This window comes from Prevotella sp. MA2016 (assembly GCF_000619825.1).
Lineage (GTDB): Bacteria > Bacteroidota > Bacteroidia > Bacteroidales > Bacteroidaceae > Prevotella.
Genome location: NZ_JHUW01000010.1, coordinates 112,051 through 125,247 on the forward strand (window position 1 = coordinate 112,051; position 13,197 = coordinate 125,247).

A 13,197-nucleotide genomic window follows, 5' to 3' on the forward strand; every position below is an offset into this window, starting at 1 on the left:
TGCTGACCATCAGCTAAAAATGCTGACGGAGAACTAAGCCTACTGACGAATGACTAAGAAAAATGACGGTTGACTAAGCGATGAAAGTCTTCAGTCGGGGCACGTATTGGCGCGATACGGGGATGGTGTTGTGACTAGTGCCCAAGCGTAGTTGATAGCCATTGCTGTTGCCCTTGGCTTGCGTAATATTGTTCACGTTTACCACAAACGAACGATGGCATTGGAAGATGTTCTCGTAGGCTTTCAGCTCGTCAATCACAGCCGATAGGGTGGTGTGCAGTTCTACGGTGGTGGGCTTGTCGTCGCGCAGGTAGCAAACCAGCACGTTGTTTTTCTGTGCCTCTATGTACAGCAGGTTGTTGATGGGCAGTTCCAGGTCGTTTCCACGCACGTTCTGGTCGTGTATCGTGATGTTGATGTCGCGCTGCTCCTCGGTGGTGTTGCTTAGCAGTGCTTCCATCTGGTGCTTCAGGTAGCGGTTGTACTCAATGCCTACCGACATGGCTGTGATGGCGGCACCGATAATCAGCGTCCACCAGAGAAACTGGAGAAACAATCCCAGTGTGACGGGCATATTAAACAGTGCTACCAGCAGCAGAAAATTGCCAATGGCAATACATAATATCAGTCCTAACACCGCAGCACCATCATGCCATATGCGCAGGGGCTTTACCAGTTTGGGTAAACTGCGCATCACGGTGTAGCCATATAGCACGTAGCACACCATTGTTACCACACCAAAGGCGGCTGCTATCATACATTTGTTGCCCTGATACTGACTGAACCCGAATGGTTGCAGCAGGTAGAGGATAGCCCAGATGATGAGGCCGTAGATCACGCTGTCTCTCAACCAGTGGTTGCTCTGCGTAAAAGGATATTTTCGTGTCAACAGATTCTTCATGGCGCCTTAATCCAGTATCACCTCCATCGTTGTTTTTTGTGGTTGCATGCCCATATTCTCGTAGAAGCGCTGTGCGGGCTCATTGCCTGTCCACACGTTGAGCGTGATGTTGTGGCAACCTATCTCCTTGGCATAAGCGTGAACATGCTCATAGAGCTGTTTGCCCACATGCTGTCCGCGCGCCTTTTCGTCCACGCAGATGTCGTCGATATAGAGTGTCTTGGCATCCTGCAGTAGTAGGTGGTTCTTCACTTCAGTCACCATACAGAAGGCATAGCCCTGCACGGTGTTGCCATCGTCGAGCACGAAGATGGGCTTGTGCGCATCCGAAAGCAGGGCCTCCAGCTGTTGCTCATCATATTTCGTGGTGTAAGGTTTAAACAAGTCGGGGCGCAGCACGGCGTGCACCATGTTCACCTGATGCAGCAACTCTATGATGCGCGCTATATCGCGTTTCTCTGCCAGTCGTATCATATTGTGTTAAAGCTTAAATGTTTATAATTCGGTGGCAAAATTAAACAAAATTATTGAGATTGGTGTGTTATTCTTCAAAAAAAGTATTATCTTTGCTGCGTGATATCTTGAAAAGAAAGAAACCTAAAGCAATATAATTATGAATAAGAACGAGAAATTTGTGATAACCATCAACCGCGAAGTGGGCAGTGGTGGACGTACGGTGGGCCGCAAACTGGCCGAGCAGTTGGGCGTGAAATATTTCGATAAGGCCATCGTTGAGGGACTTACCCATAAGTTTGGTCTGAGTATCGAGCGTATTGAGGAGATCAAGGCGCAGAAGAAGTCGTGGTGGAATGATATCAACACCTATTACAATACGCTGGTGAACAGTGCTTCGCAACCCATGGATGCTGAGGTGAAACTCGACAATAAAACCATGTTTGCCACCGAGAAGCGCATCCTGCAGGAGTTGGCCACGCAAACATCATGTGTGGTGGCTGGACGCACTGGCTTCATGATATTCCGCACATGGCCCAACCATCTCAACATCTTTATCCAGGCCTCTTTAGAGCATCGCATCAAGCGCATCATGGCCCGCCAGAACGTGACGGAGCAGCAGGCGCGCGATATCATAACCAAACTGGATGCCGACCGCGAGACTTACATCCAGAAATATGAGGACACTTCGCGCTACGACACACGCAACTATCAGTTGGTAATCTCGATGGACGACCTAAGCGAAGATGCTGCTGTGGCCGTTATCATGGCCTATATCAACGGCATGAAATAAAAAATGGCACCATGACGGTGCCTTTTTTTATTTTTTGAGTGTTTCGATGATAGCATCCAACGTCTCAGCTAGATTTGTATAATCGTCGAGCTGCAACGGACAGGCCTGCATCTCCTTGCCCATACCAGTAGGAATGATGCTGAAGGCTTGCTCCTCCATAGCCTTGCCTTTCTCGGTAAGACTTACTATCTGCTGTCGCTTGTCCTCTTTACCGCGCTGGCGTTTCACAATGCCCATCTTCTCCATGCGCTGAAGCAGGGGAGTTACGGTATTTGTTTCCAGCAGCAGTCGGTGGGCAATATCGTTCACCGGCAGACTGTCTTCTTCCCAAAGCACCATCAGCACCAAGTACTGAGGGTAGGTGATGCCCAGCTCGTTGAGCAAAGGCGTATAGGCCTGTGTGATAAGGCGTGCAGCCGTGTACAGACGGAAACAAATCTGATTTTTAAGTTGTAATTCTGCGTGAGCCATAATTATCAATTATCCATTGTCAATTATCAATTGTAATTATCCCAGCATGGCCTCAATGTCCTTTTCAAAGTCCTTTGGCTCGGTGGTGGGAGCGTAGCGCTTGATGGTATTGCCATCCTTAGAGATGAGGAACTTGGTGAAGTTCCACTTGATATCGCTATCTTTCTCTACACTGTTGCTGATGGTTTTGAAGAGAGCCTTGGCAGCTTTAGCCTTCAACCCGTGATACTCCTCGGTGGGAGCCTGAGTCTTCAGATACTCGAAGATGGGCTCGGCAGCAGCGCCGTTCACGTCGATCTTCTTCATAATCTGGAAGCTTACACCATAGTTGATCTGGCAGAACTCCTCAATCTCGCCATCGGTACCTGGATCCTGCTCCTTAAACTGGTTGCAGGGGAAACCGATGATAACCAGTCCCTGGTCCTTATATTTCTTGTAGAGCTCCTCCAGTCCTGCAAACTGTGGGGTGAATCCGCACTTGCTGGCAGTGTTGACAATCAGCAGTACCTTGCCTTCAAACTCAGAGAAATCTATCTCCTTACCTTTGCTCGATAGAGCCTTGAAATCATAAATCTTACTCATACTACTATTCTTTTTATTGTTTTAATCTTCTACTAATTTCCTTTTGACGTTGCAAAGATAAGCAGAATATTTTATATCGCAAGCGATTTATGCAAGAATTTATAGATGTTTAACATTATGTCGTCTGCGATATATAGGAATAGATTTCCTCTCTTGGGCTTACTGGGCCACCCCTTTGAAGGTGTATCCGGCGCCTTCTACGGCCTGACGGATGTCGGCCTCGGTGGCGCTGCCTTTGATGGTGAGTGTGCGTGCCGATGCGCTGGCTTTGGCTTTCTCTACGCCAGTCACGCTTTCAACGGCTCTCACCACGGCGGCTTCGCAGTGGCTGCAATGCATATCTTCTACACGATACACCACCGTATCAGGATCGGTGGGTTTGTTGTTGCTGAACTTACTGAAAAACTTCATCATAAGGGCAAATATAATTAATAATGTTAATACTGTGGCACAAACCAGTTTGAAGGTGCTGGGCATGGCAGCTTGGTGGGCGCAGCAGGCACCGTCGGCAGCCAGACTGAGTGGCAGACCGCTGGCGTTGAGCAGCAATCCGAAGAGTACCGAGCACACTACGATGGTGAGCAGGTAGATGGTGGTGAATCGGCGGCCCATCGACTTGTGGACCACCAGTATGCTGGCCAGGTTGACGGCTGGTCCTGCCATCAGCATCACCAAGGCGGCGCCAGGCGAGAGACCTTTCATCATGAGTGCTGCAGCCACTGGTATGCTACCCGTAGAGCATATATACATAGGTATAGCTATCAAGAGTATGAGCAGCATCTGCAACAGTGGCTGACTGCCGAACTGCAGGAAGAACTCGTCGGGCACGGCCACCTGTATGAGTGCGGCCACCACCAGTCCTATCAGCAGTCGTAGTCCTATGTCGCGAATCATGTCGTAGTAGGCATATCTCAGTACGCGCCACAGCCGGTTGCCCTGTTGGGTGGAGCATGAGGCGGCCTCGGCGGCTGTCATGTCATCATCTGCCACCAGACGGTTCACCAGCAGTCCGCCGCACACGCCCGTGATGAGAGCTGCCACAGGGCGGATGATGGCAAATCCCAGTCCCATGAGCGAGAAGGTGGCCAGTATCGAGTCGATGCCCGTTTGAGGTGTGGCAATCAGGAAGGAGGCTATGGCACCCTTCGATGCCTTTTCGTTGCGCAGTCCGATGGCAGTGGGTATCACGCCGCATGAACACAGCGGCAGGGGCACGCCCAGCAGGGCCGCCCAGAGCACCGACAGCCTATTTTGCTTAGACAGGTAGCGGCGATAGAAGTTTTGTGGCACAAACACGTGCAGCAGTCCTGCAATGAGGAATCCTAACAGCAGATAGGGTGCCATCTCGCACACCACGTTGAGTAGTGAAATAAAGAAACTCTGTATATTCATCGGCTGCAAAGATACAAAAAAATATTCGCAATTCGGTTGCAATCTTTAAAAAATGCCAATCTAAGGCTTGAAGCCTGTCTGCCATACGGCTTTTACACCCTCACAGAAATCGTAGAGGATGTGGCGGCCCTGAATACGGCGACCGGCTGGCAAGAAACCACAAACGATGCGGGTGATGTGGCGGCGGATATTGAATTCCTTCGGGTCATCCACACCGATGCTTTCTACACGCAGGCTGAAGCGACCTATGCCAGGCAGAACAACCGTTTTTCGTTCTTGTTTGGATTGATAATAGTAATTTTCATTGTTTTTATTGATTAATATGCTACTGTTTTCGCTGTAATTTTATTAGGCGCAAGCCTGTTCTCGCAGTTATTTTTATAACTGCAAAGATACTAAATTTTAAGGCAAAATGCAAGCTTTTTACAAGAAATCTTGCCTATAGCCCCCAGAAAGTGATAGATAAAATCAAAGTATCACTCCACTTATCCGATCAAAAAGAACTACCAGCTATACCCAAACGTGTGTTGAACGCTTTCACAGAGAGTGCCATCAATAAGATTCTGTCAAAGGATGAAATCCGCTACTGAGATACCTGGCAAGTTGGTGCAGAAGACGATAATTAGCCAGGCATGGCACCGCAATATTCAACGTGTTGTATTGATTACTCTTTGTAGTTCTTCTAGGAATCGGGTGGCGTGGGAACCATCCATCTGAGCGTGATGAAACTGGAAAGAGATGGGGAGTGTGGTCTTCAGCCAGCCTTTGCGATAACGGCCCCATGCCAGGAAGGGATTAGTGTAGATGCCGCTGTACTGGTTGACGATACTGTCGAGTTCTGTGCCAGTGACTGCAGATGTGCCGACAATGACGGCTTCATCGTCTAAGATGTCCTGACAGGTTTGTCTGATGGTTTCTGTCAGATGCAGATAATCTGTATTAAACTGTTCCAGATCGTCAGTAACGGCAACGTCGCAGAAACTGAGTCCGCCTTTGATATTGTCGGCTATCACGTTGATGGCCATACGGTCGTATTTATACAGTTTGCCGTTGTGGGGCAACATATAGAACTCATCAATCTTTGATGCTGCTTTGCCGATGCACCAGCATAGAAGCATGTTGAATTTCATGCTGCGCTTACGGCTCACTTTACAGAGCCGCGTCACGTCGAAGGTTTTTGTAAATGTCACCATCGGCATGGGTGACTTGGTCCAGAGTTCGAAGGCTATTGCCCGCTTGGTTTCTTTGGGATTGATTTCTTGTTTCATCTTATCTTATGAAATTATTCTTATTTTGTTTTGCAAAGATATAGTTTATTCTGCATTTTTTGCTACTTTTGAAGCAAAAGTTTTTTAATGAATGTAATTGTTATCGATTTTTTTTCGTACCTTTGCACCCGGTTTTTGGGATTTCGTAATTAATAGTGCTCGAAATTCTTCTCTGGATTTGTTCCCTAATCTGAGAGGTTTGTAGCGCATTGTGGCAAACGTGAGGTTTGTCCGAACCATGATGGTTCATTATTCGTATTTCCGAGGGAAGGAATATTTTAGTACGAGTAATGAATTATAAGAGAAAAAAATTCTTTTTAATGAGTAGTCACAAGTCTTTTTGTGCTCTGACAGTCTCGATGATCGTCGGAGCAGGTTGCTGTGTACCTACGTATGCACAGCACAAGATGAGTCTTCAGTCGCTTTTTGACCTGGCTGACCGTCAGAGTCAGCGCATTAAGGTGAGCGAAGCGGCATTGAAGGCTGCAGAAGAAGGGGTGGCATCGGCTAAATCTGCCATGCTGCCAAGTGTTGAATTCGGTGTGCAAGGCTCTTACACGGGCAATGCTTTCCTGATGTCGCGAGGTTTCTCTACCAATGGCACCACGGAGTATATTGTTCCGGGATTGGGGCCTCAGCAGGTGCGGAATGGCAAACAGCCTACACCACATTGGGGCAACAGCTTCACCGCTCAGGCAAGTCAGGTGATCTATACTGGTGGGGCCATCAGCTCAGGCATTGAAATGGCAAAGCTGGGACGCCAGTTGGCAGAGCTTGATGTGGAGAAGAATCGCCAGGAGGTGCGTTTCTTGCTTACCGGTTATTATCTTGACCTCTACAAACTGCAGAACCAACTGCAGGTGATAGCGAAAAACATAGAACTGACAGAGAAGGTCATCGAACAGATGAAGGCGCGCAGAGAACAGGGGACGGTGTTGAAGAACGACATCACACGATACGAACTGCAGCTGCAAAGTCTTCTGCTTACAAAGACACAGCTTGATGATGCACAGAAGATTATCCGTCATCAGATAAGCACAGCCATCCATCTGCCTGAGGGTGAGGATTTCGATGTGGATACGCAGTCGTTAGAGCAGGAGAGTAGGGCACTCAAAACACTCACCTCTGAAGGCGTGTGGCAACAGACTGCAGCTGAAAACAACATTGGCATTCGTCAGGCTTCGCTGGCCACAGAGATGTCGGAACAGAAAATCAGAAACACGCGTGCGGCTTCACTGCCATCGGTGGCTGTGGTTGCCGAGAACAACCTGGCAGGTCCATACACCTCCGACCTGATTCCAAAGAATGCCAATGTTAACGTGTGGTTTGTTGGCATTGGTGTGAAATACAATCTGTCAAGTCTCTGGAAGAACAAGCATGACATCCGGAAGGCAAGACATGAAAGCACTCAGGCTCGCCAAAGTGTGCAGTTGGCACGCGAAGGCGTAGAGAATGGTGTACAGGCTAACTATACCAATCTGCTGACCAGCTCGGTAGAGGTGAGCACTCAGGAGAAACAGGTGGAGCTGGCCGACCAGAACTATGCGGTGGTGAAGAACCGCTACGACAACGACCTGGCCTTGCTCACCGACATGCTTGATGCCTCAAACATGAAGCTCTCTGCCGATATGGCGCTGGTGAATGCGCGCATCAACATGCTATACAACTATTTCAAACTTAAATATATAACAAATACACTATAAAAATGGAAAAGAATAAGATTACGACCTATATTTATAATGCGATTGTGATACTTTGTATCGTAGGCGGCGCTGTTTATGCTGCCAGTCAGTTTATGTATTTCGGTGGTGGCGAGGTGACGGATAATGCCCGTGTGTGCCAGAATATCGTGCCACAGAACTGCCGCGTGCAGGGTTTTATCCGCGAGGTGCGCTTCAACGAGTTTCAGGAGGTGAAGAAGGGCGATACGCTGGTTGTCATTGAGGATGCCGAGTTCCGACTTCGTCTGGCTCAAGCAGAAGCCGATTTGACCCGTGCTGAGCGCGGTTCGCAGGGTACAGCAAGCAGTATCCATACCACTAAGACCAGTATCGGCGTGACCGAAGCAGGCATTGAAGCTGCTCGTGTGCAGATGGAGAATGCAAAGAGAGAGGATGCGCGTTTTCAGAAACTGCTGGAACAGGATGCTGTAACACAGCAGCAGTATGACAATGTCCACACGGGTTATCTGAGTGCCAAGGCCGGATATGAGCAGGCACTTCGTTCGCGCAACACACAGACGGCCGTTGTGGCAGAGCAAGGACATCATCTCTCAGCTTCAGAAGCTGCCATCGAACTGGCTCGTGCACAGGTGGAGATAGCCCGACTGAACCTCTCGTATTGCTACATCATTGCCACTTGCGATGGTGTGGTGGGTAGCAAGGATATTCATGTGGGGCAGCTGGTTAATCCCGGTCAGACAATGGTGAGCATCGTCGACAAACATGAGAAATGGGTGGAGGCCAACTATCAGGAGTCGCAGATGCCAAATATCAAGGTGGGCGATAAAGTGCGTTTTACTGCCGATGCTGTTCCTGATGTGGAATATACAGGTGTGGTAGAGCGTATCAGCGATGCTACAGGCAGTGCGTTCTCGTTGATTCCTATCGACAATGCAACTGGCAATTTTGTTAAGGTAGAGCAGCGCGTGACGGTACGTGTACGGATTGATGCATGCGATGAGGTAAAGCAGTTGCATGGTGGTTATAACGTGGTTTGTAAGGTAGAAGAGTAATGGGAAAACTGACTGAATTTCTGATGAAGGCACCACCGCCACCAGCTGGCATGCCTTTCTGTATGCCGATGATGAAAGGGTGGGTGCCACGCAGGTTGCAGCCCTGGATCTACGTTCTGACGGCGCTGTGCTTTCAATTCTCAGGAGGCATATATCTGGGTGCTCTCGACGAGATTCGTGGCACGACCAACTTCATGATTGAGGATGTGATGTTTCTGCTCTATGCCACGCTGGCAGGCATGGCTATGTGGTTTCCTATGCTGTTCAGGATGAAGTTCCGATTCACCAATCAGCAGTTGCTATGCACCTCGGCCATCGTGATGGGCATCTGCAATGTTATCACGATGCATAGCCAGTCGATGCCTGTACTCGTTGTGACATGCTTCATTGCAGGAATAGCCAAGATTCAAGGCACATTCGAGTGTATGAGCAACATCCAGTTGTGGATTACGCCAAAGCGCGACTTCGCTGTCTTCTTCCCCGTGCTCCATATCCTCCTGCTCACTGCCATCGAGGGTAGTGGGTGGCTTGCTGCCTGGATGGGGCACCATTTCACATGGCAGATGATGCATGCCTTCACCATAGGTACTATGTCGTTCGTGCTGCTGACACAGACTGTTCTGTGCCGCCCGTTCTGTCCGATGCCTAACAGGTTCTCACTGAAAGGTACCGACTGGCAGGGCGCACTGCTCATCTGCGTCACAATGCTCCTGTTCTCGTATATCTTTGTCTATGGCGATCACTACAGATGGTTCGCCAGCCTGCACATCAGAGTGCTGGGGGCTTTTTCACTCCTCTTTGCAGTACTCACCCTTTACCGGCTGATTCACAACCGCTATCCATACGTCGAGCTTCGCCTGCTGAAATGCCGCAACGTGGTACCCATTCTCATTGTAACCATATTGGCTGAACTGGCTTTCGGTGCCGAGCATACACTTGAAGAGATACTCTATACAGAGGTCGTCGGACTGGAAGAACTCACCAAGGAGAGTCAATATATGTGGGCATTGCCAGGCATGTTCCTGGGTATAGCGTTCGACCTCTACTGGTTGAAGGTTCAGCAATGGAAGGTATGGAAACTGATAGGCATCGCTTTTCTGTCCATCAGCGCTTACGCCTTGCTGATGTATTCCACGTTGGGTATGGCGGTAAACATCGAGCAATACCGGCTGGCTATCGTGCTCCGTGGCTTTGGCTATGGCATTCTTGCACCAACCCTGATGTGGGCATTGGACGAATCGGTACCCAGTCTTGAGATGTTCTTTATGGGACTGTTCGTGTTCAACATCCCGCACATGTATCTTGGTGGTGCTATGGGTTATGGTTTCTATACCACCATTTTCTCGCATTTCCTGAATGAGGACATGATGAACTATGGTCGTCAGCTGACACTCACAAACCTCGACCTCTCACAATTTGATTTCGGGGCGTTCATGGGCAATAGTTATTTGCATTCTATGATGCTCGTAGCTATTAAACAGGTGTATGGTTACGTCATCTGGTTTGCCCTGCTTCTGGCGTCTGTCTTCCTGTTGTGTGATATTCCCGCTGTCAGAACAAACATCCGCAAAGTGCCTCTATGGCCTGTATTGGCAATAGAATATCTGGCGAGGAAACATAAGAATGCTTAACTGAGTTTAATGGATTGTCAGCATAGTTTAGCGAGTTTAAATCCGTGCCAGTTTGACTTCAGCGATTGTCATTCTGGCACGGATTCTTTTAGCAAAACCTCGACATGAAGTGTATCGTGCCTAGGATTCAGAATCAGTCATAATACTCAATCTTCAGTTCCTCGCTGACATTGAAATCATCATGAAAGCCATCGTCATAGTTATCATCGTTATTATGAACTTGGGCAATGTCATACCTTCAATCGGTTACCACTTCATTGAAATGTTCCTTGCCCCAAGCTATCAGAGCCGTAAGTGCTGGCATCAGCGATTTGCCTGTCTCTGTCAGGGAATATTCCACTCGGGGAGGGACCTCTGGATAGACCTCACGATGTACCAGGTGGCTTTGCTCCAGATTCTTCAGCGTCTGCGAGAGCATCTTCTGGGAACAGTCCGTCATCAGACGACGGATCTCATTAAAGCGCAATATACCCGTCTCGCTGGTGTGAAGCATATAGAGCACCAGCATAGACCACTTGTCACCGAAACGACTCACTACTTGCCTGATAGGACAGGCTAAATATTCAGCTTTGATATCTGCCATAACTTCTAATTTTCCCGCAAGGACAGTGCAAACCAAATGCAATCGAGCTCGCTCGAATTGCTGAGGTGCAGCCTGTTCTCGCTGAGTTTACTCAGCAAAGGTAACAAATAGTTACCAAGTAACATCATTATACTTAGTTAATCTAAGTTAAAGATGATTTTGCAAAAGTCCGAATCTGTCACAATTCCTACCATTTGGTAACTATGGCACAAAAAAGTGCCTTCTTGTGGGAATGAAATTCTTGCCGTACCTTTGCAGCGTCAAAACGAACAAATAACATTTTAAACGAATAAGAATTATGAAACAGATTGAGACAATTAAGAGTGGTAAGAATTACAGCGCAGTAAGCGTAGGTAAGATGAGTGAGATTATCGAGCACGTGCTTCCGATGGGCCCCAACGTAACCATTCAAGGTAAGGTATTCGCAGGTCAGGCCGTAGGTGCAACTGGCAGCGAACTGAGTTTCCAGACGCTCGTTCCTGGTCAGGACAGCGGTTTCCTGCACACCCACAAGACTCACGAGGAACTTTACATTATCCTGAAGGGTGAAGGCCAGTATCAGGTGGATGGTGAGATCTTCCCTGTCAGCGAGGGTACCATTATCCGCGTCGCTCCCGATGGCAAGCGTGCGCTGAAGAATACTGGCAGCGAGAACCTGACTATGCTCTGCATCCAGTACAAGGCCAATGCCTTCACTGAGGCTGACAGCCCTATGACCGACGGTGTAATTCTGCAGGAAGAACTGAAATGGTAAGCGAGATGTTCGACAAAGCAATTCAGTTTCTGAAAGGCCACAAAGAGATTGCCCTTGCCACCAGCGAGGGCAATCTTCCTAAGTTGCGCATTTTCCAGATTATGAAGCAGGAAGGGCATGTCCTCTACTTTGCCACCTCTTCAAAGAAAGCAGTCTATCGGGAGTTGCGTCAGAATCCCAATGTAGAGATACTAGCCTACGCAGATAATATTTCCGTTAGATGTTCTGGTATGGTGAACTTCAACGTGGAAGACGATGTGAAGCGATGGATTTATGACCATAATCCCGTGCTGTCCCGCCTCTATACGAGCTATGACCAGATGGAATACTTCTGCCTGCCAATAGCAGAGATGGACTATTACGACCTGTCTCCAACACCGCCGGTATTCCAACATTTCGATCTCATTTCAGGCGAAATAGGCAACGGTTTCGTTGGTGAGAGGTACAAGAATAATCAATAATTTTAATTTCTATAACGATTCAAGATATGAATACAAACAGACTAGCTAATCCGCTATCTCAAAAAGGTAGCGGATTTTTCATATCCTTATTCGCCTATGATTGTTATTACCAACTCTCTGGAACCACCACAATTACGATATTCGCAGAAGTAGATACCCTGCCATGTGCCGAGATTCAACTTTTGTTAAAACTGATGGCAAAGATAGCGATTTTACGCTGATTATTGGTAATTTTGCAACAAAAGTTGCGAAAATGGGCTGCATCTCAGCAAAAAGCAAGCTTTCTGCATTCGATTTGCACCATCTTTGCCACCATATTTAAATGAATTTAGGGCAAAAGAGTATTATAAAACAAATAATATGAAGAGTTTTAAGTCAACAGTAGGATTTATCTGCGCAGTCCTCATGCTGGCAGCGTGTGGACAGCAGAACAAAAATGAAACAACTATGGATTTTACAGATGATGTTCAGGTGGCTCTCGCCGACAGCGGGCGCATCGATTTAAACAGCCTGCAGTGGACAAGAGAGCCAAAGGGCTACGAGGTGAAGGGCGACACCATCCTCATCACCACTGCACCAAAAACCGACCTCTGGCAGCGCACGTACTATCACTTCCAGAACGACAACGCCCCCGTTCTGCAGATGAAGACCCGTGAGAAATTCTTTAGTTTCGTGGTGAAGACCGACTTCACAGGCAGTCACCATCGCTTTGACCAGTGTGGTATCGTGATGTATCTTGGCAGCGAGAACTGGCTGAAAGGCTCGGTGGAATACGAGAACGATGAGTTTCAGCATCTGGGTAGCGTAGTGACGAACAATGGCTACTCCGACTGGGCCACGACGGCTATTCCCGCAAACGTGAAAACCATGTGGTACCGGTTCTCTCGTCGCGAGGATGACTACTGCATCGAGTGCTCTTCCGACGGACAGGCGTTCAGTCAGATGCGCGTCTGCCACATGCCAGCAGCAGCCGATGAAATCAGCTTCGGCATCTATGCCTGCTCGCCCGAAGAATCGTCTTTTACAGCCACCTTCTCCGATATGAAGATTACCGAATGTGCCTGGAAGGCTCACGACGGCCAACAGCCAGACAAGACATTGCAATAACAATGGACTAATATGGCAATAAAAGAATATTCAAAGTGAACGACTACATCACCATGCTCGGTACGGG

15 protein-coding genes and 1 pseudogene are annotated in these 13,197 nt (G+C 48.3%); 7 read left to right on the forward strand and 9 right to left on the reverse strand.

Annotation, left to right across the window (positions count from 1 at the left end; translation table 11 throughout):
- Window positions 1–73 precede the first annotated feature (73 nt).
- Together T360_RS0107925 and T360_RS0107930 are read right to left on the reverse strand one after the other, a co-directional pair.
- Window positions 74–901 carry a LytTR family DNA-binding domain-containing protein gene (locus T360_RS0107925; RefSeq protein ID WP_036929185.1) on the reverse strand — a complete coding sequence of 276 codons (828 nt, stop codon included), beginning with the start codon at window positions 899–901 and terminating at the stop codon, window positions 74–76.
- Window positions 902–907: 6 nt separating this feature from the next.
- Window positions 908–1,375, reverse strand: a complete 468-nt coding sequence (locus T360_RS0107930) for a GNAT family N-acetyltransferase (RefSeq protein ID WP_028912305.1) — start codon at window positions 1,373–1,375, stop codon at window positions 908–910.
- Window positions 1,376–1,514: 139 nt separating this feature from the next.
- Here T360_RS0107930 and T360_RS0107935 point away from each other — a divergent pair, with 139 nt between their 5' ends.
- Window positions 1,515–2,147, forward strand: coding sequence for an AAA family ATPase (locus T360_RS0107935; RefSeq protein WP_028912306.1), 633 nt, complete (start codon window positions 1,515–1,517; stop codon window positions 2,145–2,147).
- Window positions 2,148–2,174: 27 nt separating this feature from the next.
- Here the strand turns inward: T360_RS0107935 and T360_RS0107940 are convergent, their stop codons facing one another.
- The 5 genes from T360_RS0107940 to T360_RS0107960 form a co-directional block, all read right to left on the reverse strand.
- Window positions 2,175–2,618, reverse strand: coding sequence for a MarR family winged helix-turn-helix transcriptional regulator (locus T360_RS0107940; RefSeq protein WP_028912307.1), 444 nt, complete (start codon window positions 2,616–2,618; stop codon window positions 2,175–2,177).
- A gap of 36 nt (window positions 2,619–2,654) precedes the next feature.
- Entirely contained in the window at window positions 2,655–3,200 is a 546-nt protein-coding gene (locus T360_RS0107945; protein WP_028912308.1) for a glutathione peroxidase, read from the reverse strand.
- Window positions 3,201–3,359: 159 nt separating this feature from the next.
- Window positions 3,360–4,592, reverse strand: coding sequence for a permease (locus tag T360_RS0107950; protein WP_028912309.1), 1,233 nt, complete (start codon window positions 4,590–4,592; stop codon window positions 3,360–3,362).
- A gap of 60 nt (window positions 4,593–4,652) precedes the next feature.
- Window positions 4,653–4,805 (reverse strand): hypothetical protein, encoded by a 153-nt coding sequence (locus tag T360_RS16185; protein ID WP_155949442.1) that lies wholly within the window; start codon window positions 4,803–4,805, stop codon window positions 4,653–4,655.
- A 434-nt stretch (window positions 4,806–5,239) separates the two neighbouring features.
- Window positions 5,240–5,860, reverse strand: coding sequence for a CatA-like O-acetyltransferase, family 2 (locus T360_RS0107960; RefSeq protein ID WP_028912311.1), 621 nt, complete (start codon window positions 5,858–5,860; stop codon window positions 5,240–5,242).
- A 320-nt stretch (window positions 5,861–6,180) separates the two neighbouring features.
- Here T360_RS0107960 and T360_RS0107965 point away from each other — a divergent pair, with 320 nt between their 5' ends.
- The 3 genes from T360_RS0107965 to T360_RS0107975 are packed head-to-tail and all read left to right on the forward strand — an operon-like array spanning window position 6,181 to window position 10,225.
- Window positions 6,181–7,563 carry a TolC family protein gene (locus tag T360_RS0107965; RefSeq protein WP_028912312.1) on the forward strand — a complete coding sequence of 461 codons (1,383 nt, stop codon included), beginning with the start codon at window positions 6,181–6,183 and terminating at the stop codon, window positions 7,561–7,563.
- 2 nt (window positions 7,564–7,565) lie between these two features.
- Entirely contained in the window at window positions 7,566–8,594 is a 1,029-nt protein-coding gene (locus tag T360_RS0107970; RefSeq protein ID WP_028912313.1) for an HlyD family secretion protein, read from the forward strand.
- On the forward strand, window positions 8,594–10,225 hold the full coding sequence (locus tag T360_RS0107975; RefSeq protein WP_028912314.1) for a hypothetical protein: 1,632 nt from the start codon (window positions 8,594–8,596) through the stop codon (window positions 10,223–10,225). Before T360_RS0107970 ends, T360_RS0107975 begins: the two co-directional genes overlap by 1 nt.
- A 238-nt stretch (window positions 10,226–10,463) precedes the next feature.
- Here T360_RS0107975 and T360_RS0107980 read toward each other — a convergent pair whose 3' ends face one another.
- Window positions 10,464–10,808 carry a helix-turn-helix domain-containing protein gene (locus tag T360_RS0107980; protein ID WP_028912315.1) on the reverse strand — a complete coding sequence of 115 codons (345 nt, stop codon included), beginning with the start codon at window positions 10,806–10,808 and terminating at the stop codon, window positions 10,464–10,466.
- Between the two features lie 298 nt (window positions 10,809–11,106).
- Here T360_RS0107980 and T360_RS0107985 point away from each other — a divergent pair, with 298 nt between their 5' ends.
- On the forward strand, window positions 11,107–11,562 hold the full coding sequence (locus T360_RS0107985) for a cupin domain-containing protein (RefSeq protein WP_028912316.1): 456 nt from the start codon (window positions 11,107–11,109) through the stop codon (window positions 11,560–11,562).
- Window positions 11,563–11,567: 5 nt separating this feature from the next.
- On the forward strand, window positions 11,568–12,023 hold the full coding sequence (locus T360_RS0107990; RefSeq protein WP_036929255.1) for a pyridoxamine 5'-phosphate oxidase family protein: 456 nt from the start codon (window positions 11,568–11,570) through the stop codon (window positions 12,021–12,023).
- 86 nt (window positions 12,024–12,109) lie between these two features.
- Here T360_RS0107990 and T360_RS16350 read toward each other — a convergent pair.
- Window positions 12,110–12,205 (reverse strand): annotated as a pseudogene (locus T360_RS16350) (YjbQ family protein); the annotation flags it as partial.
- Between the two features lie 178 nt (window positions 12,206–12,383).
- On the opposite strand from T360_RS16350, the gene T360_RS0107995 reads away from it, so the two are divergent.
- Window positions 12,384–13,130: a DUF1349 domain-containing protein gene (locus T360_RS0107995; protein WP_231488134.1), complete on the forward strand. Its 747-nt coding sequence runs from the start codon at window positions 12,384–12,386 to the stop codon at window positions 13,128–13,130.
- The last annotated feature ends 67 nt before the right edge of the window (window positions 13,131–13,197 follow it).